Source organism: Stenotrophomonas sp. YJH_SMC_46, assembly GCF_059370315.1.
The window spans coordinates 578695-604448 of the sequence record NZ_JCAFTO010000003.1 but is presented as its reverse complement, the minus strand read 5'-3'; the positions used below and the strand labels follow the sequence as shown (position 1 = coordinate 604448).

The 25754-nt window shown below is 67.3% G+C and carries 26 protein-coding genes and 1 other RNA gene; 13 read left to right on the top strand and 14 right to left on the bottom strand.

Annotated elements, in window-relative coordinates; genetic code table 11:
• Window positions 1–181 precede the first annotated feature (181 nt).
• From AC5P8C_RS12420 to AC5P8C_RS12400, 5 genes are all read left to right on the top strand, one after another.
• Complete coding sequence (locus AC5P8C_RS12420; RefSeq protein WP_229301621.1) at window positions 182–700, top strand: RNA polymerase sigma factor; 519 nt, start codon at window positions 182–184, stop codon at window positions 698–700.
• Window positions 697–1701: a hypothetical protein gene (locus AC5P8C_RS12415; protein WP_495218851.1), complete on the top strand. Its 1005-nt coding sequence runs from the start codon at window positions 697–699 to the stop codon at window positions 1699–1701. The genes AC5P8C_RS12420 and AC5P8C_RS12415 overlap by 4 nt, the downstream gene beginning before the upstream one ends.
• A gap of 40 nt (window positions 1702–1741) precedes the next feature.
• Window positions 1742–2338 (top strand): IMPACT family protein, encoded by a 597-nt coding sequence (locus AC5P8C_RS12410; RefSeq protein WP_100448361.1) that lies wholly within the window; start codon window positions 1742–1744, stop codon window positions 2336–2338.
• Window positions 2331–4103 (top strand): ABC transporter transmembrane domain-containing protein, encoded by a 1773-nt coding sequence (locus AC5P8C_RS12405; protein WP_100448359.1) that lies wholly within the window; start codon window positions 2331–2333, stop codon window positions 4101–4103. Before AC5P8C_RS12410 ends, AC5P8C_RS12405 begins: the two co-directional genes overlap by 8 nt.
• A gap of 70 nt (window positions 4104–4173) precedes the next feature.
• Window positions 4174–4368, top strand: coding sequence for a hypothetical protein (locus tag AC5P8C_RS12400; RefSeq protein ID WP_005409247.1), 195 nt, complete (start codon window positions 4174–4176; stop codon window positions 4366–4368).
• A 227-nt stretch (window positions 4369–4595) separates the two neighbouring features.
• Here AC5P8C_RS12400 and AC5P8C_RS12395 read toward each other — a convergent pair whose 3' ends face one another.
• The 3 genes from AC5P8C_RS12395 to AC5P8C_RS12385 form a co-directional block, all read right to left on the bottom strand.
• Window positions 4596–5720 carry a prephenate dehydrogenase gene (locus AC5P8C_RS12395; RefSeq protein ID WP_495218850.1) on the bottom strand — a complete coding sequence of 375 codons (1125 nt, stop codon included), beginning with the start codon at window positions 5718–5720 and terminating at the stop codon, window positions 4596–4598.
• Window positions 5717–6625, bottom strand: a complete 909-nt coding sequence (gene pdxY, locus AC5P8C_RS12390) for a pyridoxal kinase (RefSeq protein ID WP_019661249.1) — start codon at window positions 6623–6625, stop codon at window positions 5717–5719. Before pdxY ends, AC5P8C_RS12395 begins: the two co-directional genes overlap by 4 nt.
• 692 nt (window positions 6626–7317) lie before the next feature.
• A complete protein-coding gene (locus AC5P8C_RS12385) occupies window positions 7318–8517 on the bottom strand; it encodes an MFS transporter (RefSeq protein ID WP_495218849.1) in 1200 nt (399 codons plus the stop codon).
• A gap of 72 nt (window positions 8518–8589) precedes the next feature.
• On the opposite strand from AC5P8C_RS12385, the gene AC5P8C_RS12380 reads away from it, so the two are divergent.
• On the top strand, window positions 8590–9387 hold the full coding sequence (locus AC5P8C_RS12380) for an AraC family transcriptional regulator (protein WP_019661247.1): 798 nt from the start codon (window positions 8590–8592) through the stop codon (window positions 9385–9387).
• Between the two features lie 59 nt (window positions 9388–9446).
• On the opposite strand, the gene dnaJ is transcribed toward AC5P8C_RS12380, so the two are convergent.
• The 4 genes from dnaJ to hrcA all read right to left on the bottom strand — a co-directional run bounded on the left by dnaJ (window position 9447) and on the right by hrcA (window position 14470).
• Complete coding sequence (gene dnaJ, locus AC5P8C_RS12375; RefSeq protein ID WP_495218848.1) at window positions 9447–10568, bottom strand: molecular chaperone DnaJ; 1122 nt, start codon at window positions 10566–10568, stop codon at window positions 9447–9449.
• Between the two features lie 154 nt (window positions 10569–10722).
• The gene (gene dnaK, locus AC5P8C_RS12370) at window positions 10723–12645 is read right to left on the bottom strand and encodes a molecular chaperone DnaK (RefSeq protein ID WP_005416183.1); all 1923 of its coding nucleotides are present in this window, start codon (window positions 12643–12645) and stop codon (window positions 10723–10725) included.
• A 181-nt stretch (window positions 12646–12826) separates the two neighbouring features.
• A complete protein-coding gene (gene grpE, locus AC5P8C_RS12365) occupies window positions 12827–13342 on the bottom strand; it encodes a nucleotide exchange factor GrpE (RefSeq protein WP_019661244.1) in 516 nt (171 codons plus the stop codon).
• 63 nt (window positions 13343–13405) lie between these two features.
• Window positions 13406–14470 carry a heat-inducible transcriptional repressor HrcA gene (gene hrcA / locus AC5P8C_RS12360; RefSeq protein ID WP_019661243.1) on the bottom strand — a complete coding sequence of 355 codons (1065 nt, stop codon included), beginning with the start codon at window positions 14468–14470 and terminating at the stop codon, window positions 13406–13408.
• Window positions 14471–14585: 115 nt separating this feature from the next.
• On the opposite strand from hrcA, the gene recN reads away from it, so the two are divergent.
• Window positions 14586–16247, top strand: coding sequence for a DNA repair protein RecN (recN, locus tag AC5P8C_RS12355; protein ID WP_019661242.1), 1662 nt, complete (start codon window positions 14586–14588; stop codon window positions 16245–16247).
• A gap of 110 nt (window positions 16248–16357) precedes the next feature.
• On the opposite strand, the gene AC5P8C_RS12350 is transcribed toward recN, so the two are convergent.
• Entirely contained in the window at window positions 16358–17275 is a 918-nt protein-coding gene (locus AC5P8C_RS12350) for a LysR family transcriptional regulator (protein ID WP_495218847.1), read from the bottom strand.
• Window positions 17276–17373: 98 nt separating this feature from the next.
• Between AC5P8C_RS12350 and AC5P8C_RS12345 the strand changes: the two genes are divergently transcribed.
• Window positions 17374–18618, top strand: a complete 1245-nt coding sequence (locus AC5P8C_RS12345; RefSeq protein ID WP_111099306.1) for an SGNH/GDSL hydrolase family protein — start codon at window positions 17374–17376, stop codon at window positions 18616–18618.
• A 58-nt stretch (window positions 18619–18676) separates the two neighbouring features.
• On the opposite strand, the gene fur is transcribed toward AC5P8C_RS12345, so the two are convergent.
• On the bottom strand, window positions 18677–19093 hold the full coding sequence (fur, locus tag AC5P8C_RS12340) for a ferric iron uptake transcriptional regulator (RefSeq protein ID WP_014646807.1): 417 nt from the start codon (window positions 19091–19093) through the stop codon (window positions 18677–18679).
• 103 nt (window positions 19094–19196) lie between these two features.
• On the opposite strand from fur, the gene AC5P8C_RS12335 reads away from it, so the two are divergent.
• Window positions 19197–19589 (top strand): outer membrane protein assembly factor BamE, encoded by a 393-nt coding sequence (locus AC5P8C_RS12335; RefSeq protein ID WP_005409234.1) that lies wholly within the window; start codon window positions 19197–19199, stop codon window positions 19587–19589.
• Window positions 19590–19625: 36 nt separating this feature from the next.
• On the opposite strand, the gene AC5P8C_RS12330 is transcribed toward AC5P8C_RS12335, so the two are convergent.
• Together AC5P8C_RS12330 and AC5P8C_RS12325 are read right to left on the bottom strand one after the other, a co-directional pair.
• Window positions 19626–19883 (bottom strand): RnfH family protein, encoded by a 258-nt coding sequence (locus AC5P8C_RS12330; RefSeq protein ID WP_019661240.1) that lies wholly within the window; start codon window positions 19881–19883, stop codon window positions 19626–19628.
• A gap of 3 nt (window positions 19884–19886) precedes the next feature.
• A complete protein-coding gene (locus AC5P8C_RS12325; RefSeq protein WP_019661239.1) occupies window positions 19887–20312 on the bottom strand; it encodes a type II toxin-antitoxin system RatA family toxin in 426 nt (141 codons plus the stop codon).
• 57 nt (window positions 20313–20369) lie between these two features.
• Here AC5P8C_RS12325 and smpB point away from each other — a divergent pair, with 57 nt between their 5' ends.
• On the top strand, window positions 20370–20873 hold the full coding sequence (gene smpB / locus AC5P8C_RS12320; RefSeq protein ID WP_019661238.1) for an SsrA-binding protein SmpB: 504 nt from the start codon (window positions 20370–20372) through the stop codon (window positions 20871–20873).
• Window positions 20874–21030: 157 nt separating this feature from the next.
• Here smpB and AC5P8C_RS12315 read toward each other — a convergent pair whose 3' ends face one another.
• Window positions 21031–21603: a hypothetical protein gene (locus AC5P8C_RS12315; protein WP_019661237.1), complete on the bottom strand. Its 573-nt coding sequence runs from the start codon at window positions 21601–21603 to the stop codon at window positions 21031–21033.
• Window positions 21604–21822: 219 nt separating this feature from the next.
• Here AC5P8C_RS12315 and ssrA point away from each other — a divergent pair.
• Together ssrA and AC5P8C_RS12305 are read left to right on the top strand one after the other, a co-directional pair.
• Window positions 21823–22176, top strand: a transfer-messenger RNA (tmRNA) gene (gene ssrA / locus AC5P8C_RS12310).
• Between the two features lie 105 nt (window positions 22177–22281).
• On the top strand, window positions 22282–23547 hold the full coding sequence (locus tag AC5P8C_RS12305; RefSeq protein ID WP_495218925.1) for a tyrosine-type recombinase/integrase: 1266 nt from the start codon (window positions 22282–22284) through the stop codon (window positions 23545–23547).
• Between the two features lie 3 nt (window positions 23548–23550).
• On the opposite strand, the gene AC5P8C_RS12300 is transcribed toward AC5P8C_RS12305, so the two are convergent.
• Window positions 23551–24054: a hypothetical protein gene (locus tag AC5P8C_RS12300; RefSeq protein ID WP_495218846.1), complete on the bottom strand. Its 504-nt coding sequence runs from the start codon at window positions 24052–24054 to the stop codon at window positions 23551–23553.
• Window positions 24055–24298: 244 nt separating this feature from the next.
• Between AC5P8C_RS12300 and AC5P8C_RS12295 the strand changes: the two genes are divergently transcribed.
• Entirely contained in the window at window positions 24299–24964 is a 666-nt protein-coding gene (locus AC5P8C_RS12295; protein WP_495218845.1) for an SOS response-associated peptidase, read from the top strand.
• 32 nt (window positions 24965–24996) lie between these two features.
• Here the strand turns inward: AC5P8C_RS12295 and AC5P8C_RS12290 are convergent, their stop codons facing one another.
• Window positions 24997–25749: a LamG-like jellyroll fold domain-containing protein gene (locus tag AC5P8C_RS12290; RefSeq protein ID WP_495218844.1), complete on the bottom strand. Its 753-nt coding sequence runs from the start codon at window positions 25747–25749 to the stop codon at window positions 24997–24999.
• Window positions 25750–25754 lie beyond the last annotated feature (5 nt).

Below are 25754 nucleotides of genomic sequence, written 5' to 3'. Positions count from 1 at the left end.
GGGGGCAATGGAAGCCCGTAAACCCCGAATCGTGCACCCGTACGTTTTTCCTGCTGTCCGTAGCCCCATCCGAGCCATGACCCTCGCCCTGCCCGCCCCCGCCACCGGCTATGCGCCATCGCCCGCAGGCCTTACCCTGTACGCCGTGGAAGCCAGCGCACTGCCAACCGATGAAGCCTTGATGCTGGCCTGGGCCGGTGGCGACCTGCGCGCCTTCGAAAGCCTGTATGCGCGCCACCGCAAGCGCCTGTTCGGCTTCCTGCTGCGGCAACTGCGCGACAACGCGCTGGCCGAGGAGATCTTCCAGGACGTCTGGCAGCGGGTGATCAGCGCCCGCGCCGGCTGGCAGCCCGAGGCCGCGTTCAGCACCTGGCTGTTCCGCATCGCCCACAACCGCCTGAATGACCATTGGCGTGCCGCCCGTCATCGCCCCGCCGCGCCGGCCGACGCCGATCTGCGCCTGGCCGCGATCGAGGATGGGCAGACCCCGGAGGGCGAGCTATCCGAATTCGAGCAACGTCGCCGCATCCAGCTGGCGATGGAACAACTGCCGCCGGAGCAGCGCGAAGTGCTGCAGCTGCGGCTGGATCAGGAACTGAGCCTGGAGGAGATCGGCCAGATCACCGGCGTAGGCCGGGAAACCGTGAAATCGCGGCTGCGCTATGCGATGGACAAGCTGCGTGCGGGATTGAACGCATGAACCGAGACGAACCACTGACGCCGGAAGAACGCGAGCTGTCCCGGCTGCTCGGCCGTCGCGCCGAACAGGCACCGCCGGCTGCACTGGACACCGCCATTCTGGCCGCGGCCCGTGCCGCCGTGGATGCTCCGCCTGCCGATGCAGTGGCCTCTCCGGAGGCGCCGCGCACGCAGCGCACACGCCCGCGTTGGCCGGCCGTGTTCGGCATCGCCGCCTCGATGGTGTTCGCCATCGGCATCGCCTGGCAGCTGCGTCCGGAACCGCCGCCGATTCCGGCCGGTGAGGCGGCCGTGGCTGCGGCACCGGCTGCGGCAGAAGACAGCGCGGCTGCCGATCAGGCCGCTGGCAACCACGCAGCCGACAGCGCGGTGGTGGCAGCGGATCCCGCTACTGCGCCCGCAGCACCCGAGGCGGCCCCCGTTGCCGCCGCCCCGGCACCGGCCATAGCGCGGGCGTCCAAGCCCGTTCCGGCCGAACCCGATGAAGCGTCGGCCCAGGCAGCACGATCGATGGCTGCGGATGCGGCCGCCGATGTCTCCTTTGCGGCCCTCCCGCCCGCACCGGCAGCGGCGCCGCCTGCGCCACCTGCGCCACCGGCACCCGCCGCCTACTCGGCACCCACACCGGCACCGGCCCTCGCGCCGGCAGCGTCCGGGGCACTGAAAGCACGCGCGGCCAGCGCACCGGCCGCCAATGCAGCCGAGGTCGAGCGGGCGCAGGCGCTGGATCGGGTGGAGATCACCTCGATGAAGCGTGAGGCTCCCAGCCGTTCCGCACCGGGCATCATGCGCCGCGGCAGCGATGCGCGCCTGAGCGCGGATGCCGTGCAGGCCGAAGTGGACGCCGACGCACGACTGCCGCGCCGGCAGTGGCTGCAGAAAATCCGTACACGACGCGACGACGGCCAGCGCGATCTGGCCCGTGCCAGCCTGGAGCGTTACATGCAGCAGTACCCGGAAGCGCGCCTGCCACGCGACCTGCGCCCACTGCTGGACGACTGAAGCGGACGGGAATACCCGGCAACCCCGTAGAATGGCGGGAATGCTCGATACTCTCGCCCAGCCGGTCAGCCACACGCTGGAAGTCAAACACAGCCGTTTCATCGCCCATGCCGCGCCGATCGAAGGCGCCGCAGCGGCCATGGCGTTCCTGCAGCAGGTCGCGGTGACCGATGCCACCCACAACTGCTGGGCCTACCGGCACGGCCAGGACTATCGTTCCAGCGACGATGGCGAGCCGGCCGGCACGGCTGGACGTCCGATCCTTGCGGCGATCGACGGGCAGGGCTTCGACCGGGTGATGGTGGTGGTGACGCGCTGGTTCGGCGGCATCAAACTCGGCGCCGGTGGCCTGGTACGCGCCTACGGTGGCGCCGCCGCCGAGTGCCTGCGCACCGCCCCGCGCCTGCCGCTGGTGGCGCTGGCCCGGTTGCAGCTGCTGGCTGGCTTTGAGGACCTCGGCACCCTGCACGCCACCCTGCCCGCCTTCAGCGCGGAAAAGCGCGATGAACAGTTCGATGCCAATGGCGTGTGCCTGCGGATCGAATTGCCTGCCGATCAGGTCGACGCATTGAAAATCCGCCTGCGCGACGCCACCCGTGACCGTATCCGCATAGAAGACGACGACCAGGATGACTGACAAGGACGACGCCCCCGCTTCGACCCCGCCGCTGCGGCGCCTCGGCAGCCTGCGCACGCTGTGGCCATTCGTGCGCCGCCATAGCGGGCTGTTCACCGCCTGGCTGCTGGCCCTGGCGGTGTCTTCGGCCGCCACGCTGAGCCTGCCGCCGGCGGTGAAGCAGATGATCGATCATGGTTTCAGCAGTGGCGGCCAGATCAACCGCGCCTTCGCCCTGCTGATGCTGGTGGCGGTCGTGATGGCGTTGGGCACGGCCGCGCGTTTCTACTTCGTGTCGCTGCTCGGCGAAAAAGTCGTGGCCGACCTGCGCAGCCAGCTGTATGCCCACCTGATCCAGCTGGGCGCCGGCTTCCACGACCGCAGCCGCAGCGGCGAACTGGTCTCGCGCCTGACCGCGGACACCGAACTGCTGCGCAGCGTGGTCGGCTCGACCATGTCCGTAGCATTGCGCAGCACGGTCACTGTCATCGGCAGCCTGGCGATGCTGTTCGTCACCAGCCCGCGGCTGGCCGCATGGTCGCTGCTCGGCATTCCACTGGCGGTGCTGCCGATCATCATCGGTGCGCGCAAGCTGCGCACGGTCGCGCGCAACAGCCAGGACCGCATCGCCGATGCCAACAGCCTGGCCAGCGAGACGCTGGGCGCGGTGCGCACGGTGCAGGCACATGCACGCGAACCATACGAACGCGGTCGCTTCGACAAGGCGCTCGGTGACGCCATCGGCGCCGCCCGCCGCCGCATCGGTGCACAGTCGCTGGTCACCGCCAGCGCCATCCTGCTGGTGTTCGGCGCCATCGTCGGTGTGCTGTGGCTGGGCGCGCACGACGTCATCGACGGCCGCCTCAGCGCCGGCACGCTGGGTCAGTTCGTGCTGTATGCCTTGATCGGCGGCGGCTCGGTGGGCGCCCTGGCCGAAGTATGGAACGAGCTGCAGCGCGCGGCCGGCGGCATGGGCCGCATCGGCGAACTGCTGCAGGAAGACATCGAGATCCGCGCACCGGCACAGCCGCACGCACTGCCGCAGCCGCTGCGTGGCGAAATCCAGTTCAACGACGTGGTGTTCCACTACCCGCAGCGACCGGACCAGGCCGCACTGGACCACTTCAACCTGCATGTGCGCCCCGGCGAGACCGTAGCGCTGGTGGGTCCGTCAGGGGCGGGCAAGAGCACGGTGCTTTCGATGCTGCTGCGCTTCCATGACCCGGCCGGCGGCCGCATCGACGTGGACGGCATCGACGTGCGCCAGGTCGACCCGGCCGAGCTGCGTGCGCAGCTGGCGCTGGTGCCACAGCAGCCTACGCTGTTCGCTGCCAGTGCCCGCGACAACATCCGCTATGGCCGCCTGCAGGCCAGCGACGCCGAGGTCGAGGATGCCGCACGAGCGGCCGAGGCCGACGGTTTCCTGCGCGCGTTGCCGCAGGGCTATGACAGCGAGCTGGGTGAGCGCGGTGCCCGCCTGTCCGGTGGGCAGCAGCAGCGTGTGGCGATTGCCCGTGCGCTGCTGAAGGATGCGCCGATCCTGCTGCTGGATGAAGCCACCAGCGCGCTGGATGCACAGAGCGAACACAGCGTGCAGCAGGCATTGGAACGGTTGATGGCGGGTCGCACCACGCTGGTCATCGCCCACCGCCTGGCCACCGTGCTCAAGGCCGACCGCATCGTGGTGATGGACCAGGGCCGCATCGTCGCCGAGGGCACGCACGCACAGCTGCTGGCCGAAGACGGACTGTACGCTGAACTGGCACGCCTGCAGTTCATCGATTGATGACGTCCGGCTAACATCGGCGCGGCCAAGCTGGCCGCGCAACTGCAGCATCCGCTGAAGGAGGTGCACGGTGTCGTTCCGTCAGTTCCCCGCCGTCGACAGCAACGGCGAAAGTCACATCATCATCGAGTTCAAGCCCGAGGCGAATGGCAGCGGGCACCATTCCGAAGCCACGCCGCGCTACGAGCTGGATGATGGGCGGCCGCTGGTGCGCGATGGCCGCGAGTTCACCACCAGTGGCGGCGAGTTGAGGTTGACGATCTGAGGTTCGCCGGGCATGGGCCGGCGCTATCGGATTTCATTCCGCCCCGCTCTGGTGGGTGTCGACCTTGGTCGACATGCTTTTTGCCAAAGGCGGTCGAGCATGGCTCGACGCTACAAAAAAGCATGGTCAATTTTTCACCAAGCATCTTGACAGCCTTGGCTGCCAAGGGCTGCGCGCGGTTATCCACACCTTTGCTCAGAAACCATCCACATCGCCTGTGGATGAATTCAGCCCAGCACCCGTCCGATGCCGCTGGCGTCCACCTCGGCCGCCGCCCGGGTGATCGCCGCCGGATCGCTGCCGGCCACGAATCCGATACGGAAATGCACTTCGCCGCCAGGCGTTCGCGAAGAATGGATCGACGCCAGGCTGATGCGGTGCTGCTCGAACACGTTCAGCAGTTCACGCAACGACCCCGGCCGGTCTTCCGGCAGGTGCACTGACAACGCATTGCGCTCGGTCAGGTCAGCCAGCAGATAGCCCACGCGTTCGAATGTGTAGTTGCCGTCCGCCAGCGCCTGCTCGCCGAAGGCAGTGCGATTGGCCGACAGCAGCTGCTCCCGGAATGCAGCACGTGCACCGTCGTCACCCTGACCGACCTGCGCCTGCAGGGACTGCAGCTGGCCGACCAGCCGCTCCAGCATCGGCGCTACGTATGGGTTGCCGAACTGGATGTCTTCGTAGATCGCCGGGTTGAGCGACAGGATGCGCGAGATGATCGCCGTATCCAGCTCGAACGATGCCGACCGGTACGGCATCATCGCGGCCAGATCGCCCAGCTGCGGCTGGTACTGGCGCAGCACGCCGGCCTGGGCCAGGTGAGTGGCATGCACCATCGCCTGTACCAGCGCCATCATCTGGTCGTGGTGCTGCGGCGTGGCGCGCACGCACTCAGCCTGCAACGCCGTGCACAGCGTATCAACCCACGGTTGCCAGTGCCGCAGCCGCACTTCGCAGACCACCATCACCCGGCCCTTCAGGGTCGGCGCCTTGGGCGGCGCGGTCATCGGGTGCAGGCCGACCACTTCGGCTTGAGAGGCCAACATCGCCTGCACCGGCGCTTCTTTTACCGAGGCCACGTCCAGCCACAGCCGGTCCTGCTCGCGACCGGCCGACTGCTGCACGTACGCGGCAATCAGAGCCGGCGTATGCCGGATCGGTGCCGAGAACACCAGCACGTCAGCCTGCGCCAGCAGCTGTTCCGGCGTATGCGAGTCCGGATCGGCCGGATCGTGGCCGATCACCTGCAGCTGCATGTGCTGCTGGAAGAAGCGGGTCAGCCAGCGCCCGTAGGCGCCGGCACTGCCGATGATGCCGACCGTGCGCGGCGTGCGTGGGTCCAGGCCGCTCATGCCACGCGTTCGGCGCGGAAGCGCGTTCCTTCAGCCAGCGCCGCCGGCGCTGCAGCAATCACGTCGAACTCTTCGAAGCCGTTGTCGAGGGTCGCCTCCAGCGCCGCATGGGTGCCGGCAATCGCGCGCGAGATCGCTTGCTGCATCGATTCGCCGCGCAGCAGGAACGACACCACCAGCGACATCAGCACATCACCGGTGCCTGCCACGTCCACTGGCAGCAACGGCGAGGTCCAGCGCCAGGTTTCCTCGCGGCCAACGGCCAGGGTTACCAGTTCACCCGGGGTGCCGCCCACGCTGTGCGCGATCACCCAATGCGGGCCGCGATCCAGCAGCGTGCGCGCGGCGGCGATGGCATCGGCCTCGGCCAGCGCTGGCATGCCGGTCAGGCGATTGAGTTCAAAGGCGTTCGGGGTCACCAGCCAGGCATGGGGCAGCAGGCGCTCGGCGAAGATCGCTTCCAGGCCCGGTTCCACGTACGGGCCGGTGTGGGTGTCACCGATCACCGGGTCCAGGCAATAACGCAGTTGCGGGCAGCCCGGCAGGATCGCGTCCAGCCAGTCGGCGAAGGCGGCACCGTTGGCGGTGCTGCCGAAGTAGCCGGACACCAGCATCTTCGCGCGTTGCGGCAGGCCGCGCTCGTGGCTGCCGAGCAGCAGGTCGGCGAACCAGTCGGCCGGCAGCACGCGGCCACGCGTGGTGTCGTAGAACGGCGCGTTGCTGAGCAGCACCGTCGGAATGCTTGCCACACGCACGCCCAGCGCGCGCATCGGTGGGATTGCCGCGCTGTTGCCGGCATGACCGTAGACGAGTTGCGACTGGACCGAGATGACATCGATCGGCGACGGACCGTCGGGCCGCTGGCGGCGGCCGTGGACCAGGTGGTTATCAAGGGATTCGCTCATGGCCGCATTCTACGCCCAAGGGGGTTTTCGGCAGGGCTTGCAGCCCTGCACCTGCCGAAGGCGAAGCAAGATCAAGAGCCGCATTCCGTGGGATGGCGGGGCGGTGTGGGTGGTCAGGACACGCCGTAAACCCATCCATGGGGGCTCGATGGCGCCATCCATGGCGCCAACGGTCCTGCCCACCCACACCGCCCCGCCTCTGACAGATTCCCGCGACTGTTGGTGGGTGCCGACCGTTGGTCGGCACATCTGTGGGATACCGAAATAAATCGGGGTCAGATCCGTTTTCCGAAGGAAAACGGATCTGACCCCACGAGCTGTTCCGACAGATCGCGGAAAACTGTCGAAGGCGGGGTGGGCCCGGTTGAGGGGGCGAGAGCCGCATGGGCCCGAGGTATGCCTCGGGCGGGTTGGGCAGGACGCCCAACCCCGGTCTTGCCGTGTGCGCAGGACTGCGCACACGAGCAAGCGGCGACTGAGCTTACATGGGTGAGGGCGCTTTGCTTGCGAAGCACCGCTTCGCAAGCGCCCGAACGCACAGCCGCCAGCGGCTGGGCCGGGCCCCGGAGGGGGACTTGCAGCGTCCCCCTCAACCGGACCCACCCCGCCAACCCACGGATAGCCAGCTTCTGCTGTTGACGTTGACGTTGCCTCGGCAGGTGCAGGGCTGCAAGCCCTGCAACCCAACCCCCTCATTGAGCGGCAGGCCGCGACGGCGGCAGCCACGCCGCCACGATGCCCAGCAGCGGCAGGAACGCAGTCAGCTGATAGACGTACTCGATGCTGGTCTTGTCCGCCAGCAGGCCCAGCACGGCGGCACCCAGCCCGCCCATACCGAACGCGAAACCGAAGAACAGGCCGGACACCATGCCGATCCGGTGCGGCATCATTTCCTGCGCATAGACCACGATGGCCGAGAACGCCGAGGACAGCACGAAACCGATCAGCACCGCCAGCACCGTGGTCCAGAACAGATCGGCATGCGGCAGCATCAGTGCGAACGGCGCAACGCCCAGGATCGAGGTCCAGATGATCGGCTTGCGGCCGATGCGGTCACCCAGCGGGCCGCCGAGGAAGCCGCCGGCCGCGGACGCCACCAGGAATGCGAACAGGTGCAGCTGCGCCTTTGCCACCGGAATGCCGAAATGGTGGATCAGGTAAAAGGTGAAGTAGCTGCCGATGCTGGCCATGTAGAAGTACTTGCTGAAGATCAGCACCAGCAGGATCGCCAGCACCTTGGCCACGGTGCGCGGCGGATGGCGCGGCGCCGTCGAGGCGGTGCTGGCCGGGCGCGGGATGCCCAGGTGCAGCGCGTACCAGCGGCCGACATAGGTCAGCAGCGCGATGCCGATCAGGGCGGCGCCGGCAAACCACGATGCGGCATGCTGGCCATACGGCACGATCACCGCCGCTGCAATCAGCGGGCCCAGCGCGGTACCGAAGTTGCCACCGACCTGGAACACCGACTGCGCGAAACCATGGCGACCGCCCGAGGCCAGCCGCGCGATGCGCGAGGCTTCCGGATGGAAGATGGCCGAACCAATGCCGACCATCGCCGCCGCCATCAGCACCACCGCGTAGTTCGGTGCGAAGCCCAGCAGCAGCATGCCGCACAGGGTCGAGGCCATGCCGATCGGCAGCGAGTACGGCGCCGGGCGGCGGTCGGTAGCCATGCCGATCAACGGCTGGAAGATCGAGGCGGTGAGCTGGTAGGTCAGCGTGATCAGGCCGATCTGGGTGAAGCTGAGGTTGAAGCCGCCCTTGATCACTGGATAGATGGCCAGGATCAGCGACTGCATCATGTCGTTGACGACATGCGAGGTGGAGATGGCGGCCAGCACGCCGGGGGCCACCGGGCGTGAGGTGGTTGCGGGAGAAGCCAGGGTCGACATGGATACAGTCAGGTTGGGGGCGAGCCACGCATGCTACGGTGACCTCCCCCTCCCTTCTGCCGCGTTCGGGTCATGGCATATCGCAAAAAGGACATCCCCTGCCAGGTCCGCGAGACTGCGCCGTGGAACGAGGTTCCGGTGCACCGCCCAGTGACCTGCCGCGCCCGCCATTACAAGCCCGGGACACACATCGCGCCCCACCGGCACCGGCGTCACCAGCTGGTGTTCGCCATGTCCGGACTGATGGTGGTGCGTGCAGACGGCGGCCGCTGGGTAGTGCCTTCAACCCGCGCGATCTGGGTCCCGGCCGGCATGGCCCATGCGGTGGACTGCATCGCCGAAGTACACATGCGCAGCCTGTACGTGGAGCCGGACTTCGCGCCGCAGCTGCCGGACGAAGCGTTCGCGGTACAGGTGGCGCCGCTGCTGCGCGAGCTGCTGCTGGCCGCCAGCCTGATCGAGACCGCGCATGTGGACGACAGCCGCGACGGCCGCGTGGTGCGCCTGCTGCTGGACGAGCTGCACCGCATGGACGTGCTGCCGCTGCACCTGCCCTCGCCCACCGACCCGCGCCTGCAGCGGATCTGCCAGCACATCCAGAAGCATCCCGGCGACGACGCCACGCTGCAGGATTGGGCGCAGGCCCTGCAGGTGGACGTGAAAACCATCCAGCGCCATTTCGCCAGCGAACTGGGCATGACCTTCGGGCAGTGGCGACAACAGGCGCGGCTGCTGGCCGCACTGGAACGGCTGGCCGTCGGCGACAAGGTCATCGATGTCGCGCTGGCGATGGGTTACGACAGCCCAAGCGCGTTCACCAGCATGTTCAAGCGGCAGCTGGGGCAGACACCTGCGGCGTTTTTCCGCTGACCGCATACGAAAACGCCGGGCATGGCCCGGCGCTACCGTTCAATGCTTGCGTTGAGAACTCAGGACGTCATGCGGTCCCAGAAGCCCTTCACGCCATCGATGAAGGTGGCCGACTTCGGCGAATGCTTGCGCGCTTCCTCACCGACGAAGGTGGCTTCGAACTGCTCCAGCAGCTTGCGCTGCTCGTTGGTGAGGTTGACCGGGGTCTCCACCACCACACGGCAGTACAGGTCACCCTCGCTGCGGCTGCGCACCGAACGTACGCCCTTGCCACGCAGGCGGAACAGCTTGCCGGTCTGGGTCTCGGCCGGGATGCGGATCTCCGCCTCGCCGCCGAGCGTGGCCACGCGCACGGTGTCACCCAGTGCCGCCTGCGAGATGCGGATCGGCACTTCGCAGTGCAGGTCGTCGCCATCGCGCTGGAAGATCGCATGCTCGCGCACGCGCACTTCCACGTACAGGTCACCCGGCGGCGTACCGGCCGGACCGGCTTCGCCCTCGCCCTGCAGGCGGATGCGGTCGCCGGTATCGACGCCGGCCGGCACCTTCACCGACAGCACCTTGTCTTCCTCGACGCGGCCGTTGCCATGGCAGGTCTTGCAGGGCTTGGCGATGATCTGGCCACGGCCGCCGCAGTTGTGGCAGGCCTGCTGCATGGCGAAGATGCCGCGCTGGATGCGCACCTGGCCACGGCCGTGGCAGACGTTGCAGGTCTCGACCTTGCCGTCCTCGGAGCCACTGCCATCGCAGTCGCTGCACTCGGCCAGGGTCGGAATCTCGATGCGGCGCTCGACGCCGCGCACGGCTTCTTCCAGGTCCAGCTCCATCACGTAGCCGATGTCGGCGCCGCGACGGGCCTGCCGCGGACCACCGCCGCCACCAAAGATGTTGCCGAAGATATCGCCGAAGATATCGTTCATGTCCGGGCCGCCCGGACCACCGCCGCCCATGCCGTGCTCGAACGCGGCGTGGCCGTGGCTGTCGTACATGCGGCGCTTGTTGCCGTCGGACAGTACTTCGTAGGCTTCCTTGCACTCCTTGAAGGAGGCCTCGGCCGCCGCATCACCCGGGTTGCGGTCCGGGTGGAACTTCATCGCGCAGCGGCGGTAAGCCTTCTTCAGCTCTTCGTCGGTGGCGGTGCGGGCAACGCCCAGCACTTCGTAGTAATCGCGCTTGCTCATATCGTGAATCGGGTTCCGGAACGTCGGGATTCGTCAAAGCGGAAGAGCGGAACCAGGTCCGCTCTTGCGTCGGGCGCCCCGACACGCCGGTGGGCGGTCAGGACCCTGATGCGACAACGGGACGCTGGTGGCCAGCGTCCCGCGTCGGTCCGGATCAGGACTTCTTGTCGTCCTTGACTTCGGTGAACTCAGCGTCGACCACGTCGTCCTGCGCCTTGCCGGCATTGCCGGCGTCGGCACCCGGGGCACCGCCCTGGTCGGCCGAAGCAGCGGCGAACAGCGACTGGCCAGCTTCTTCCAGTGCCTTCGACTTGGCTTCGATCTGTGCCTTGTCGTCGCCCTTCATCGCGGTTTCCAGGTCAGCCAGCGCTGCCTCGACCTTGCCGATGACATCGCCGCCGACCTTGCTGCCGTGCTCGGTGATCGCGCTACGGGTGCCGTGGATCAGGGCGTCGGCCTGGTTGCGGGCCTGCACCAGTTCCTGGAACTTCTTGTCTTCTTCGCGGTTGGCTTCCGCGTCGGCGACCATGCGCGCGATCTCCTCCTCGGACAGGCCCGAACCGGCCTTGATCTCGACCTTCTGTTCCTTGTTGGTCTTCTTGTCCTTGGCCGACACATGCAGGATGCCGTTGGCGTCGATGTCGAAGGACACTTCCACCTGCGGCAGGCCGCGCGGGGCCGGCTCGATGCCGGACAGGTCGAACTTGGCCAGCGACTTGTTGAAGCGGGCCTGTTCGCGCTCACCCTGCAGCACGTGCACGGTCACGGCCGACTGGTTGTCCTCGGCGGTGGAGAACACCTGCGAGGCCTTGGTCGGGATGGTGGTGTTCTTCTCGATGATCTTGGTGAACACGCCACCCATGGTCTCGATGCCCAGCGACAGCGGGGTCACGTCCAGCAGCAGCACGTCCTTGACGTCGCCGCCGAGCACGCCGCCCTGGATCGCCGCACCCAGTGCCACGGCTTCGTCCGGGTTGACGTCCTTGCGCGGTTCCTTGCCGAAGAACTCGGTCACGGCCTGCTGCACCTTCGGCATGCGGGTCTGGCCGCCGACCAGGATCACTTCGCTGATGTCGCTCGAACGCAGGCCGGCATCGTTCAGGGCGACGCGGCACGGCTCGATCGACTTCTTGATCAGGTCGTCCACCAGTGCTTCCAGCTTGGCGCGGGTCAGCTTGATGTTCAGGTGCTTCGGACCCGACGCGTCAGCGGTGACGTACGGCAGGTTCACTTCGGTCTGCTGGGCGCTGGACAGCTCGATCTTGGCGCGCTCGGCAGCGTCCTTCAGGCGCTGCAGGGCCAGCGGATCCTTGCGCAGGTCGATGCCCTGGTCCTTGTTGAACTCTTCAACCAGGTACTCGATGACGCGGTTGTCGAAGTCTTCGCCGCCCAGGAAGGTGTCGCCGTTGGTGGCCAGCACTTCGAACTGCTTCTCGCCGTCGACGTTGGCGATCTCGATCACCGAAACGTCGAAGGTGCCGCCGCCCAGGTCGTACACCACGATCTTGCGATCCTTGTTGTCGCCCTTGTCCAGGCCGTAGGCCAGCGCAGCCGCGGTCGGCTCGTTGATGATGCGCTTGACGTCCAGACCGGCGATGCGACCGGCGTCCTTGGTCGCCTGGCGCTGGCTGTCGTTGAAGTAGGCCGGCACGGTGATGACCGCTTCGGTGACCTTCTCACCGAGGAAGTCCTCGGCGGTCTTCTTCATCTTCTCCAGCACCTTGGCCGAGATTTCCTGCGGGGCCATCTTCTTGCCGTCGCTGGTGGCGACCCAGGCGTCGCCATTGTCATGGGCCAGGATGCTGTACGGGACGTGGGCGATGTCCTTCTGCACCTCACCATCGGTGAACTTGCGGCCGATCAGGCGCTTCACCGCGTAGAAGGTGTTCTTCGGGTTGGTCACGGCCTGGCGCTTGGCCGAGGCACCGACCAGGACTTCGCCGTCCTTGGTGTAGGCGACGATCGACGGGGTGGTGCGATCGCCTTCCGAATTCTCGATGACGCGGGCCTTGCCGCCGTCCATGATCGCCACGCACGAGTTGGTGGTGCCGAGGTCGATACCAATGATCTTGCCCATGGGGGAGACTCCTGAGGATGCTTGTTGGGGTCAGTCCGGCCGTTCGGCCGGTGGATGAATACGATGTGGGGGAGGCTCGTGGAACATTCAAGCCATCCTCCGAACGCTGTGTTTCCGGTCATCCGGCGCGTTCAGCGTCGGGTCGGGTGGCGGGTCTGTCCGCCGCCCCGGCCCTGCGGGATCACTCGGCGGCCACCACCACCAGCGCCGGCCGCAGCAGGCGCTCGTTGAGCAGGTAGCCCTTCTGGAACACGGTCACCACGCTGCCCGGGGCGGCGCCCGGGGTCGGCGCCTGGCTGATCGCCTGGTGGTGTTCCGGGTTGAACGGCTGGCCGATCGGGTCCAGCAGGACCAGGCCGTTGTCGGCAGCGACCTTGAGCAGCTGCTTGTAGGTCAGCTCCAGGCCTTCGCGCAGCGGGTGCGGGTCGTCGCCGGCGGCCTTCAGGCCGGCGTCCAGGCTGTCGAACACGGGGAGCAGATCGCCCAGCAGCTTCTCGTTGGCGAACTTGCGGGCCTGTTCGATGTCACGGGCAACGCGCTTGCGCTGGTTCTCCAGGTCGGCGCGCTCACGCAGGGCATCGGCCTTGACCTGTTCGATTTCGGCGCGCAGGCGCTCGACTTCGTCGTTGACGCCGGCGGTGGCGGCCGCATCGGCGGCACTCTGCTGGGATTCGATATCTGGCTGTTCGTGGTTCATGTCTGGGTCCCTGGCGGTCAAACTCCGCCTCCAACCACCCTAGTGTGGGCGGGATGCTGCGTTTCAAGCGTCGGATGTTCCCGGCGTGCGCGAGGCCGGTGAAAAGGCCGCGCCGAGCACATCGGCCGTGGCCTGGACCAGCGGGATCACGCGGTCGTAGGCCATCCGCTTGGGACCGATCACGCCCAGCACGCCCAGCACCTGGCCGTTGGCGGTGTACGGGGCGGTGACCAGCGAGACGCCCTGCAGCGGCATCATCCCGGTCTCCTCGCCGATGAAGATGCGCACGCCCGGCGCCTGGATGGTCCGCTCCAGCAGCTGCAGGATCTCGCGCTTGCTGGAGAACAGCTCGAACAGTTCGCGCAGGCGCTCCAGGTCAGACAGGTCCTGCACCCCCATCAGCCGGGTCTGGCCGGCCACCAGCATGTCGTCGGCCGGCGGCTGCAGGGCCTGTTCGGCCAGTTCGATGCTGTGCGCCAGCAGCTGTTCCAGTTCGGACCGGGCATCGCGCAGTTCCAGCAGCAGGCGGGTGCGGATCTCGGCCAGCGGCAGGCCGGCGAAATGCGCATTGAGGTAGTTGGCGACCTGCTCCAGCTGCCCCGGCGCAAACTCCTGGCGGGTCTCAATGACCCGGTTCTGTACCTCGTTGTCGGCGAACACCAGGATCGCCAGCACCCGCCGTCCGTCCAGCGCCACGAAATCGATCTGGCGGAAGGCGAACTGCTCCCGCCGCGGGGCGCTGACCACGCCGACGAAGTGGCTCATCGCCGACAACAGTTCCGAAGCGCTGCCGAGCAGGGCCTGGGTGCTGCCACCGCCGGCCAGCTCCTGGCGCAGCCGGGCCAGCTCGCCCTCGCCCGGCGGCTGCATCTGCAGCAGGCTGTCGACGAATACCCGGTAGCCGTGCGCGGTCGGTACCCGCCCGGCCGAGGTATGCGGCGAGGCCAGCAGGCCCAGGTCCTCCAGGTCGCCGAGGATGTTGCGGATGGTGGCCGGGCTGACCTCCAGCCCGGCCACGCGTGCCAGCGTCTGCGAGCCCACCGGCTCACCGTCCTGGATATAACGCGCGATCAGCGTGCGCAGCAGATGGCGCGCACGCGGGGCAAGCTGGTCGGGAGAACCGTGCATGGAATCAACCTGTGAGACACGGACACTAGATAATGGCGGCGCATCACCTTGGCAAGTCATTGGACCTCGCGCGCCCGCGTGCTAGCGTTGCGCGGCTGCTGATACCCCCTTACCCATGCTCAGACATCTTTCGATCAAGGATTTCGCCGTCGTCCGCGCTACCGAACTGGAGTTCGGGCCAGGCATGACCGTGGTTTCAGGCGAGACCGGCGCCGGCAAGTCGCTGATGGTCGACGCGCTGGGCTTCCTGTCCGGCCTGCGCGCCGACAGCGGCGTGGTCCGCCATGGCGCCGCCCGCGCCGAGCTTTCCGCAGAGTTCGTGCTGGACCAGCTTCAGGCTGCGCGCCAGTGGCTGGCCGACAACGAGCTGGACGACGAGGACCAATGCCAGCTGCGCCGCGTGATCCGCGCCGACGGCGGTTCCCGGGCCTGGATCAACGGCCGCCCGGTGACCCTGGCCCAGCTGGGCGACCTGGCCTCGTTGCTGGTGGAGATCCACGGCCAGCACGAACAGCAGGCCCTGCTGACGCGCCCGTCGCAGCTGGCGCTGCTGGATGCCTATGCCGGCAACGAGAACGAACGCCGCCAGGTACGGCGCGCCGCCGCGGCCTGGCAGGCACTGGTCGATGAATCGCTGGCGCTGTCGCAACAGGGCGACGTCAGTGACCGGATCGGCTTCCTCGAGCACCAGCTGCGCGAACTGGACCGGGAAGACCTTGAGCCGGAATCGATCGCGGCACTCGGCGCCAGCCACCGTCGCCAGGCCCACGCCAGCGCCCTGCTGAGTGCCTGCCAGGCGGCCAGCAACCAGCTCAACGGTGACGACGGCAGCTCCGCGCTGGACCTGTTGCAGCAGGTGCGCCACGAGCTGTCGCGCCTGATCGAACACGACCCACGGCTGGGCGAGGTGGACGGCCTGATCGAGAATGCCTCGATCCAGCTGCACGAAGCCCTGTCGCTGCTTGACCGCGTGCATGACGATCTGGATGCCGACCCGGAACAGTTCGAGGAGAACGAGCGCCGCCTCGGCCGCCTGCACGACCTGGCCCGCAAGCACCGCGTGCCGATGGACGAGCTGGGCGCGCAACGCGAGCGCATGCATGCCGAAGTGGAGCAACTGCGCGGCGCCGACGAGCGCCTGCAGCGCCTGGCCGGCGAGATCGACAAGGCCGCCGCCGCCTGGCGCGTGCAGGCTGAAGTGCTGACCGCCAGCCGCCGCAGCGCCGCCGCCGAACTGTCGGCCACCACCACCGGCATCATCGCCGAGCTGGGCATGGGCGGCGGCCAGTTCCTGATCGAGCTGGAACCCCAGGACGCCGGCAAGCCCGATCCGCAGGGCGCCGAACGCGTGGAGTTCCTGGTCGCCGCCAACGCCGGCCAGCCGCCGCGCGCCCTGCGCAAGGTGGCCTCGGGCGGTGAACTGTCACGCATCTCGCTGGCCATTGAAGTGGCCGCGCTGGATCTGGACGCGGTGCCGACGATGGTGTTCGACGAAGTGGATTCAGGCATCGGCGGCGCGGTGGCCGACATCGTCGGCCAGAAGCTGCGCGCACTGGGCGAGAAGCGCCAGGTGCTGTGCGTGACCCATCTGCCGCAGGTCGCCTCCAAGGGCCATGCCCATTACCGGGTCAGCAAGGCGCCGGTGGAAGGCATGACCCAGAGCGCCGTGGAAAAGCTGGACAGCAAGGCGCGCGAAGAAGAGCTGGCGCGCATGCTGGGTGGCGTGGAAGTGAGCAAGGAAGCGCGCGCCGCCGCACGCAAGCTGCTGCAGGTGTAACGCCGCCCGAGCCGGGCATAGGCCCGGCTTCCGCGCGGTAGTGCCGGCCGCTGGCCGGCAACCCAACACGGGTGGGCGAAGATCGTGAGGTTGCCGGCCAGCGGCCGGCCCTACCCCCGTGGCTGCGTCAGATCGACCTGTTCCACCAGGAAATCGAGGAACGCGCGCACCCGCAGCGGCAGGTAACCGCCCTGCCCCAGGAACACGGCGTGCACTTCTTCCAGGTCACCCGGATTGGCCTCTTCCAGCACCGGCAGCAGGCGCCCGGCGGCGACGTCGTCCTGCACCTGGAACGCGGCCAGGCGGGCCATGCCCAGACCACCCAGCACCAGCTGGCGCAGTGCATCGCCGTTGCTGGCACGGGCGTTGCCGCTGGGCAGCACCATCCGCTCTCGCCCCTCCTGCAGCAGCGGCCAGCCCTGCATCGCACGCGCGTGGCCGATGTCCAGCCGGTTGTGCGACTGCAGTTCGTCGGCGTTGCGCGGCATCCCGTGCCGCTGCAGGTACGCCGGCGCGGCCACGATCATCATCCGCGTCGCGCCCAGCCGTCGCGCCACCAGGCTGGAGCTCTTCAGCGGACCGGCCCTTACCGCAACGTCGGTGCGCTGCTCCAGAAGGTCAATCACTTCATCATTGAGGGTCAGGTCCACCCCCACCTGCGGGTTGCGCGCCAGGAACGCCGGCAGCAGCGGCAACAGGAAATGCTGGCCGAACGGCACGTTGGAGTTGACCCGCAGGCGTCCACGCGGTTCGGCATGGGCACTGGCGCAGCGCTCTGCTTCTTCCAGATCGGCCAGCACCCGCAGGCCCCGCTCGTAGAACGCGCAGCCTTCCGGGGTCAGCTGCAGCTGGCGGGTGGATCGCAGCAGCAGTCGCGTGCCCAGCCGCTGCTCCAATCGTGCCACGAGCTTGCTCACCGCAGACGGCGTCATGTCGAGCGTGCGCGCGGCGGCGGAGAAGCCGCCGGTCTCGATGACCCGCACGAACACTTCCAGCTCGCCGGATCGGTTGATGTCGGGTCGCGCCATGACGATGAATCCAGTTCACAGATGATTATCCATGCGCAGTCTAGTTCACAGATGGCCGGAGAATCACCATGGCGATTCCTCCTTCCCGGGATTGCCCGATGAACCGCTTGAGCCAGTTCACCGCCGCCGCATTGATTGCCCTGTCCGGCGCTGCCAGCGCGGCCACGGCCCCGCACTGGGTCGCCAGCTGGCAGGCCAGCCCGCAACCGGTCTGGGGCGCGGATTTCCTCTTCCCAACCCTGGTTCCGGCCGCGCTGCATGACAAGACTTTCCGCCAGACCGCGCGCATCAGCCTGGGCGGGGCGCGGCTGCGGGTGCGGCTGAGCAATGCCTACGGTACCCAGCCGTTGCGGATCGGAGCGGCCAGCATCTCCGCACGCATGGGCGGCGCGCCTCACCCGCTCAGCTTCGACGGCCAGCCCAGCGTGGTGATCGGCCCCGGCCAGGAACGGCTGAGCGATCCGCTGGCGCTTGCCACGGATGACCGGCAGGCGCTGCAGGTCAGTGTCTTCGTGCCGGGGCCGGCGGCGGTCCAGACGTTCCATTGGGACGGTCGCCAGACCAGCTGGATCGCCGCTGGCGACCAGAGCCGGGCCCAGGCGCTGCGCGCTGCCAGCAGCACCACCGCGCGCCTGCTCCTGGCCGGTATCGAGGTCGAGGCCAACGCCAGCGCGCGCAGCGTGGTGGTGATCGGCGACTCGATCACCGATGGCGCCACGGCCAGCCTCGACCAGGACCAGCGCTGGACCGACCATCTGGCCGCGCGCCTCGCCCCGCGCGGGGTGGCGGTGGTCAATGCGGGCATTTCCGGCAATCGGCTGCTGAGCGACGGCATGGGTGAGTCCGCCCTGGCCCGTTTCCAGCGCGATGCACTGGATCAACCCGGCGTGGCGAGCGTCATCGTGCTGATCGGCATCAACGACATCAGCTGGCCCGGCACGGCGTTCGCCCGGGGCCAGGCCAGGCCAACGCTGGCCGAACTGCAGGCGGGCTATCGCACCCTGGCAGAACAGGCCCGCAGGCGTGGTGTGCGGATAATCGGCGCCACCCTGCCACCGTTCGCTGGTGCCCTGCCCGGCACGCCGCTGGACGACTACTACCACCCGGACAAGGACGCCCTGCGGCGGCAACTCAATGCCTGGCTGCGTACGGACAGCCCGTTCGACGCGGTGATCGACCTGGACGCGGCGCTGCGCGACCCGGCCGAGCCGTTACGGATGGCCGCCGCCTACGACTCCGGCGATCACCTGCATCCGGGTGATGCAGGGAACCGGGCGATGGCCGAGGCGGTGGACCTGGACCTCCTGATGGGATCATCCAGGCGTGGCGGGAATCTACCGTAAGCAACGAAAAACCCCGGGCAGGCCCGGGGTTTCGTCGCATCCAGCGGGCCTGAACGGCCTACTTCCGCTTCTTGCGCACGTACAGCACCAGCGAGTGCTCTTCCAGCTCGTAGCCATGGTCGGCCGCGATCTTGCGCTGCAGCTCCTCGATCTCATGGCTCTCGAACTCGATGATCTTGCCGCTGTCCACGTCGACCATGTGGTCGTGGTGGCCACCACGGTCCAGTTCGTAAACGGCCTGGCCGCCCTCGAAATTGTGCTTGAGCACGAGGCCGGCAGCCTCGAACTGGGTCAGCACCCGGTAGACGGTCGCCAGGCCGATCTCGTCGCCATGCTCGAGCAGCTGGCGGTAGATGTCCTCGGCGGTCATGTGATGCTGGTGGTGCTGGGCATTGCGCTGCTCGAGCAGCGCCAGGATCCGCATCCGCGGATGGGTCACCTTCAGGCCGACTTTACGCAGGTCGTGGGTTTCCATAGGTCTCCGTTCATTGGCGATTTAGCGCCAGCTGCCTCGGATTGGGTCGCGGTGGCACGCCGGGAGTGTATCATCGGTTTGATTTCCCCAACCGCCAGTCCCGATGCGCAATCTCCTGTTGGTCGCCGCCGTCGCCCTGTCCACCACCGGGTGCGGCATCATCTACAAGCAACCCATCTATCAGGGCAACCTGATCCGGGAAGATGCCGTGGCCAAGCTGCAGGTCGGGCAGAGCAAGCAGCAGGTCACCGCGCTGCTGGGCACCCCGTCCATTCCCGACCCGTTCCACGCCCAGCGCTGGGACTACACGTCCAGCCAGCGCGTGAACCGCCTGGGCCGTACCGAAGTGAAGAACTTCGTGGTGTTCTTCGAGAATGACACCGTGACCCGCTGGGAGGGCGATTACTTCCCGGGCAACGACAAGGCCCTGGCCCAGCAGACCGTGCGCCAGTTCGGCCGCAACCTGCCCAAGGACAAGAAGAAGAAGGGCCGTTAAGCGCCCAGCCCCGTCCGCAGGGACGGGTTGCCGGGATCAACCGCCGAGCGCGCGACGCCGGCGGTTGTCCTTGGGATCGGCCAGCAGCGGGCGCAACAGCTCGACGCGGTCGCCATCCAGCAGCACCTGCTGCGGACGCGCCAGGACGCCGTGCACGGCAGCGGCCGGACAATCGGCACTGCCTTCCAGCGCCGCAGCGGCAATGGCGTCGGCCACGGTGGCACCCTCCTCCAGTTTCAGTCGGCGCGACAGCACCTGCTGCGGCCAAGCCAGTACCACTTCGACCTCGATCACCGCTCAGTCCTCGTCGGCGACGCGGACGAAATCGTTGACCATCCGATCGGCCAGGCCCTGGAAGCCGATCGCCAGCGCCGGACCGAGCAGGCGCGAGCTGGGCTCGAACTCCAGGGTGAGGGTGACCTTGCAGGCGTCCTCGGCCAGCGCATGGAATTCCCAGCGGCCGTGCAGCCGCTTGAACGGTCCATCGCGCAGCTGCATATCGATGCTGTGTGGGCGCTGCAGGGTGTTTTCGGTCTGGAACCAGGTGCTGAACGAACCCAGGCCCAGGTCCAGGCGTGCCACCAGGCGGTCCTCGCCCTGCTCCAGGATCTGGGCGGCCGAACACCAGCGGAAACGGCGCGGATAGGCCTGGACATCGTTGACCAGGTCGAACATGCGCGCAGCCGAATGTTCGACCAGGGCGCTGCGGCGGATAGTAGGCATGAATACAGGACGTTTCGGCAATCGACCGGGCGGGCCCGAATCGGAGACAATACGGAAATGAGCAAGAACAGCGGCAAGGATAAAGCAAAGAGCGCGACGGCCAACAAAACCATCGCGTTGAACAAGCGTGCCCGCCACGAGTATCACATCGAAGAGCGCTTCGAGGCCGGCCTCGCCCTGCAGGGCTGGGAGGTCAAGTCGATCCGCGCAGGCCGTGGCAACATCATCGACGCCTACGCCTATGTGAAGCGCGGCGAGATCTACCTGATCGGTGCACAGATCACCCCGTTGATCCAGGCCTCCACCCACGTGGTCGCCGAGGACCGCCGCGAGCGCAAGCTGCTGCTGCACCGGAACGAGATCGACAAGCTGATCGGCAAGGTCGAGCGCGACGGCTACACGATCGTGCCTACCGCGATGTACTGGAGCAAGAACAAGATCAAGCTTGAGATCGCACTGGCCAAGGGCAAGCAGAACCACGACAAGCGCGATGCCGCCAAGGACCGCGACTGGGCGATCGAGAAACAACGCGTGATGCGTCGCGGCAACCGCGACGCGTAAGGCGGCTGCGCAGCACCCTGTAGAGCCGAGCCATGCTCGGCTGCTTTGGCTTTCTGTAGAGCCGAGCTGTGCTCGGCTTCCGCGTTCGTAGAGCCGAGCTGTGCTCGACTGCCGTGAAGCAGCCGAGCATAGGCTCGGCTCTACAACACGATGCGGCTCAGCTGGCCAGAACGCCCTGCCTGCGCATCCTCGGCGCCAGCGCCGCATGCATCACCGCCAGGTGCATCACCACCGAAAGTTCCGGAGCGTGGCGATCATCACCGGCGCGCCACTGCTGCGCCAGCCGCGCGGCGTCGACGGGCAGCAGGGCCAGCAACTGGGCGTCGTCCAGCGCATCGGCGGAAGCCTGCAACTGCCGCGCAACTTGCCGCGACTGCCACACATGCACGCCAATGCTGAGGCTGGCCAGCGACATCAAGGTCAGGGCCAGTCCATGTTCGAACCACTGTGACAGTACATCCGGGCCCCACAGCAGCGCGGCGAGCACCGCCAGCGCCGGCAGCCGCCAGCCCAGCCAATGCAAGCGCCCACGCTGCGGCCAGTGCACCACCACCGCACTGGAGACCAGCGCGGCTGCCGCCGTCGCCGGCAGCTCGGTCGGCCAGGTGGCCGCCAGCAGCACCGCCAGCACCGCCCAGACCCAGCCGGGCGGCAACGCGCGCCGCTGGTAGTCGGCCCCGACGGGTCCAACCAGCTGTCGCAGGCTGCGTTGTTGGCTTGCCTCGGTCACCCACAGTCTCCCTGTCTGTCCTGGCTTGGATGGTCGTCGCCAGTGTGTCGCAAATTCGTGCCCATGACGTTACCAATCCGCTATGACGGAGGCTCTACAACTTGTTGTGGATTGCCACGGTGACTGTTCAGCTGTTTTGGCGTAGCATTGGCAGCGTTGGGCAGGCCCCGCTCGTGGCAACACGGCATTGGCCCTGTACCTTGCAGCACTGTAGAAACCGGGGGTGCATTGGTTTCGACGGGGGTTGTGAAGTCGCCTGGCGCATGCCGAGGGGGTAGCTTTCCTCGTAAATCCAGCTGCAAAACTCTAGTTGCCAACGACGACAACTACGCTCTGGCCGCTTAAGGCCTAAGCCTCGAAACCGCTTGTGTCCATGCTCGCGGTGTAGAGTCACTATCATGGAATCGCGCTGGGCGGCTGCCTGTCAGCCCGGCACTAGAACACAACAGGCTGGTTCCCGGATGCGCTTTGCGCACCGTGCTGTTCGGGGACGAGATCCAACGGTGAGCTAAGCATGTAGTGCTGGGGATGGAGTGCCTTCGGACGGCGGTTCAATTCCGCCCACCTCCACCAACGAACGGTTCGTAAAGGACCGGAGAAGCCCGGAAACCCCCGCATCACAAGGGTTTCCGGGCTTTTTTATTGTCCGCAGCAGACCGGGGCAATCCGTTTCAATCCATGAGACGGTGGGGGTATATCAAGGGGTATCCGACCGCCCCCACTGAAGCGATACCCCCAATGCCTCTGACCGACGCAGCCATCAGGCGCGCCAAGCCCAGCGACAAGCCGCAGAAGATCACCGACGGTGGCGGCCTTTACCTCTACCTCACCCCGACCGGCGCACGCAGCTGGCGCTGGAAGTACCGCATCGCCGGCAAGGAGAAGCTGCTGTCGATCGGCCTGTACCCGGATGTCTCCTTGGCGCGCGCCCGCGAGGCCCGCGACGAAGCCCGCCGACTGCTGGCCCGAGGCGTCGACCCTGGCGCGCAGAAGAAGGCCGCTGCCCTCGCCCACTCCGCCCTTGGCTCGGACAGCTTCGAGACCATCGCCAATGAGTGGCTGGCCACACGCCCATGGGTGCCCAGCTATGCGGAGAAGGTCGAAGCCTGGATGAAGAACGATGTGTTCCCTTGGATCGGGTCACGCTCTGTGGCCGACCTCACCGCACCGGACTTCCTCCGGGTGGCCCGGCGCATTGAGGAACGCGGCGCGATCGAATCCGCGCACCGGATCATGCAGAACTGCGGCCAGATCATGCGCTACGCCGTGGCCACCGGCCGCGCCGAGCGAAACCCGGTTGCCGACCTGAAGGGAGCGCTCGCGCCGCCGAAGGAAGCCCACCACGCAGCGATTACCGACCCAGTGCAGCTGGGTGGCCTGCTGCGCTCCATCGAGGCATACAGCGGATCTGCCATCACCCGGGCGGCGCTGCGGCTGGCGCCGCTGGTGTTCCTGCGTCCTGGCGAACTGCGGCATGCGGAATGGGAGGAGTTCGACCTCGACGCGGCCGTGTGGACCATCCCTGCCAGCAAGATGAAGATGCGTGCTGCGCACCTGGTGCCGCTGTCCAGGCAGGCGCTGCAGATCCTGGAGGACATCAAGCCGATCACCGGCCGGCACAAATGGGTGTTCTCTGGCGCCCGCGATGCCAAACGCCCGATGTCGGAGAACGCCGTTACTGCGGCGCTGCGCAATATGGGTTACGACCGAACGATGATGACCGGCCACGGCTTCCGCGCGACGGCTCGCACCATTCTGGACGAGGTCCTGCACTTCCGCCCGGACATCATCGAGCACCAGCTTGCGCACGCGGTCAAGGATCCCAACGGCCGGGCCTACAACCGCACATCGCACCTGCAGGAGCGCGTGCGGATGATGCAGGTCTGGGCGGATTACCTCGATGGCCTGCGCGATGGCAACGTGGTGAAGCTGCGGGCTGGATGATGCCTACACGCCCCGCCGCATCTGCCGCAGCCCTGCCCTCACCCACGCCTTGGTGCGAATGTCCCTCGCTCGGGGCTTGGTCTCTGCCGGCGGCTTACGCGGTTCGAGCGCTGCCTTGATACGCTCGATTTCCCTTGCCCCGGCCTCGGCCAGACGCCGGGCCTGTTGCCGCTGCTCGCGGGTCGGAGGCAGACCGGGCAATGGCGGCTCCGGCTGAATCGGGGTGCTGTCGGTCAGCCGGGCGACGGCCTCACGCAGCGGGAGCTCGGGATAGAGCCTGGCCGCACACCAGCGCTCGGCGTAGCGCTTCGCCTGCCGGACGTTGGCGGCGCGCACTTCCTTCACCTGCCACATCTTCTGGCCTTCCATCCATAGCCTGACCCCAGGACCGCCATCGGGCGTGACGCTGGCCGTCTCGCGGCCGTTGTACCAGAGCGCCCAGCGCTCACCGGTCTGGACCCAGCCAGATGGGATCGGGGCGGTGCGGAAGCCGTGGGAGTACTGCATAGCCGGAAGGATACGGCTGGCGGTCGCAGATCCTGCGAACACGGCGGCGACCTGGCTGAATCGTTCGGACTGGGTGCCGGCGCGGCGCTGCTCACGCGCCCCCGGGTTGAGCTGCCTGCGGCCCCGGATCCGGCGAAGTCAGGATGCCCGCCCTGCCCCGCCGACACCATCGGGCAACCTCGCCCTGTCGGGTCGGGGTGTCCCTACACGCCCCGGGCACGGCCGGCCGGACTACCCTCCGGCCATGTGCGGCCGATTCGTCCAGCTCCCCGTGATCGACTTCGGCCAGCCGGGGCTGGCTGACCTTGCGCCCGGCCTGGCCGAGATCCAGCCCAGCTACAACCTCGCACCGACACAGCGGGCCTCGGTAATCCTGGACCGGGCCGAAGGCCGGCAGGTCACCCGCCTTGCGTGGGGCCTGCTGCCGTTCTGGGCCAAGGCCAAGGGCCTGCAGGGCTCGACCATCAACGCCCGGATCGAGACGGTGGCCACCAAGCCCGCCTTCCGATCGGCCTTCAAGAAGCGTCGCTGCGTGATCCCCATGGCCGGGTACTACGAGTGGTCGGTCAGCCCCGAGGACGGGAAGAAAGACCCGTGGTTCATCCACGCGACCGGGCCGCTGCTGGCCGCCGGCCTGTGGGAGGACACCAGCCCCCTGCTGCCCGACGGCAACCTGGGCACCTTCACCATCATCACCGGCGACAGCAGCGGCGTCTCGGCCGACATCCACGACCGCATGCCGGTGTGGCTGCAGGCCGGCCAGATCGATGAGTGGATGGCAGCCGGCCCGGACGACGCGATGGCGATGCTGCTGGCCAGCGAGACGCCGGCAATGGAGGCCTACCGCGTCAGCCGCGCGGTGAACACGCCTCGGAATAACCGCGAGGATCTGCTGCAGCCGGTTGCCTGAGAGGGTCGAGACAAACTCGACCCTGCCAGGTGTCAGGCAGTCAAGCCGTACACGTTCTGGAAGTAGTTTCGCAACTTGGCTGCCACCTCGTTCCCTGCGGCGCTGCCATCGAGCGCACCCAGCCCGTTGCAGAAAATCACGTCACTGACTGAACCATTCCAGAATTGAGACCCGCCGGGCAGTGCGCCCAAGGCAATGTTGGTAGTTCCGGGGGCGCCAGAGGCCGCTGCGGTATTCACCTGCCCCCCGATCGCCAAAGCAATGTTGGTGCCGTCATAGCTCGCGATGAACGCGAACGGCACTCCTATCTGCACCGGCAGCTGCGCTGTCGACGTCCCTCGTTGGAATCGGAGGATGCTCGTTCCAGCGCTCACGTTGAGAATGCTGCGCGTGCTGCTGTTCGTGAAAACTGCCAGCAGGTTTCCAGTCGACGCGTTGTTGTCGAGCCTGGCAATACCGGCCCAGGTATATGGCTGGGTGAGGTCCACGGACTCGCCAAGGATGCAGTAGTCGGGGTCCGCTGGATTGAAGACCGCCCCGCTGTACCCCGCGAACTGGTTGGGAGAAAGGTCCGGCGAGTTGGCAGCACCGTTTCTGTTGAACTTCGAGTTGGCGTTCTTCCGGTTGATGAAAGCGGAAATCCCGCTGGAATCGGTCTCGGTGAAGCGCGCATCCGCTTGGAACCAGTGAGAGACCCTTGCATCAGCCAGCAGCGCGCTTGCATGGCTCGGGTACACCGGGATACCCGGATTATTGAACGGCTGGGGATAGGTGAATCCAGACATGAGGG

What these genes read in the sequence shown, in the direction of transcription:
- AC5P8C_RS12395 (WP_495218850.1), bottom strand. Translation starts at nt 5,720, where the DNA reads ATGAGCGGCCTGGACCCACGCACGCCGCGCACGGTCGGCATCATCGGC.
- AC5P8C_RS12385 (WP_495218849.1), bottom strand. Translation starts at nt 8,517, where the DNA reads ATGTCGACCCTGGCTTCTCCCGCAACCACCTCACGCCCGGTGGCCCCC.
- AC5P8C_RS12295 (WP_495218845.1), top strand. Translation starts at nt 24,299, where the DNA reads ATGTGCGGCCGATTCGTCCAGCTCCCCGTGATCGACTTCGGCCAGCCG.
- AC5P8C_RS12350 (WP_495218847.1), bottom strand. Translation starts at nt 17,275, where the DNA reads ATGGCGCGACCCGACATCAACCGATCCGGCGAGCTGGAAGTGTTCGTG.
- AC5P8C_RS12335 (WP_005409234.1), top strand. Translation starts at nt 19,197, where the DNA reads ATGCGCAATCTCCTGTTGGTCGCCGCCGTCGCCCTGTCCACCACCGGG.
- AC5P8C_RS12415 (WP_495218851.1), top strand. Translation starts at nt 697, where the DNA reads ATGAACCGAGACGAACCACTGACGCCGGAAGAACGCGAGCTGTCCCGG.
- dnaK (WP_005416183.1), bottom strand. Translation starts at nt 12,645, where the DNA reads ATGGGCAAGATCATTGGTATCGACCTCGGCACCACCAACTCGTGCGTG.
- AC5P8C_RS12410 (WP_100448361.1), top strand. Translation starts at nt 1,742, where the DNA reads ATGCTCGATACTCTCGCCCAGCCGGTCAGCCACACGCTGGAAGTCAAA.
- AC5P8C_RS12325 (WP_019661239.1), bottom strand. Translation starts at nt 20,312, where the DNA reads ATGCCTACTATCCGCCGCAGCGCCCTGGTCGAACATTCGGCTGCGCGC.
- AC5P8C_RS12290 (WP_495218844.1), bottom strand. Translation starts at nt 25,749, where the DNA reads ATGTCTGGATTCACCTATCCCCAGCCGTTCAATAATCCGGGTATCCCG.
- dnaJ (WP_495218848.1), bottom strand. Translation starts at nt 10,568, where the DNA reads ATGAGCAAGCGCGATTACTACGAAGTGCTGGGCGTTGCCCGCACCGCC.
- AC5P8C_RS12405 (WP_100448359.1), top strand. Translation starts at nt 2,331, where the DNA reads ATGACTGACAAGGACGACGCCCCCGCTTCGACCCCGCCGCTGCGGCGC.
- AC5P8C_RS12380 (WP_019661247.1), top strand. Translation starts at nt 8,590, where the DNA reads ATGGCATATCGCAAAAAGGACATCCCCTGCCAGGTCCGCGAGACTGCG.
- AC5P8C_RS12345 (WP_111099306.1), top strand. Translation starts at nt 17,374, where the DNA reads ATGAACCGCTTGAGCCAGTTCACCGCCGCCGCATTGATTGCCCTGTCC.
- fur (WP_014646807.1), bottom strand. Translation starts at nt 19,093, where the DNA reads ATGGAAACCCACGACCTGCGTAAAGTCGGCCTGAAGGTGACCCATCCG.
- recN (WP_019661242.1), top strand. Translation starts at nt 14,586, where the DNA reads ATGCTCAGACATCTTTCGATCAAGGATTTCGCCGTCGTCCGCGCTACC.
- AC5P8C_RS12300 (WP_495218846.1), bottom strand. Translation starts at nt 24,054, where the DNA reads ATGCAGTACTCCCACGGCTTCCGCACCGCCCCGATCCCATCTGGCTGG.
- pdxY (WP_019661249.1), bottom strand. Translation starts at nt 6,625, where the DNA reads ATGAGCGAATCCCTTGATAACCACCTGGTCCACGGCCGCCGCCAGCGG.
- AC5P8C_RS12420 (WP_229301621.1), top strand. Translation starts at nt 182, where the DNA reads ATGCTGGCCTGGGCCGGTGGCGACCTGCGCGCCTTCGAAAGCCTGTAT.
- AC5P8C_RS12305 (WP_495218925.1), top strand. Translation starts at nt 22,282, where the DNA reads ATGAGACGGTGGGGGTATATCAAGGGGTATCCGACCGCCCCCACTGAA.
- smpB (WP_019661238.1), top strand. Translation starts at nt 20,370, where the DNA reads ATGAGCAAGAACAGCGGCAAGGATAAAGCAAAGAGCGCGACGGCCAAC.
- grpE (WP_019661244.1), bottom strand. Translation starts at nt 13,342, where the DNA reads ATGAACCACGAACAGCCAGATATCGAATCCCAGCAGAGTGCCGCCGAT.
- hrcA (WP_019661243.1), bottom strand. Translation starts at nt 14,470, where the DNA reads ATGCACGGTTCTCCCGACCAGCTTGCCCCGCGTGCGCGCCATCTGCTG.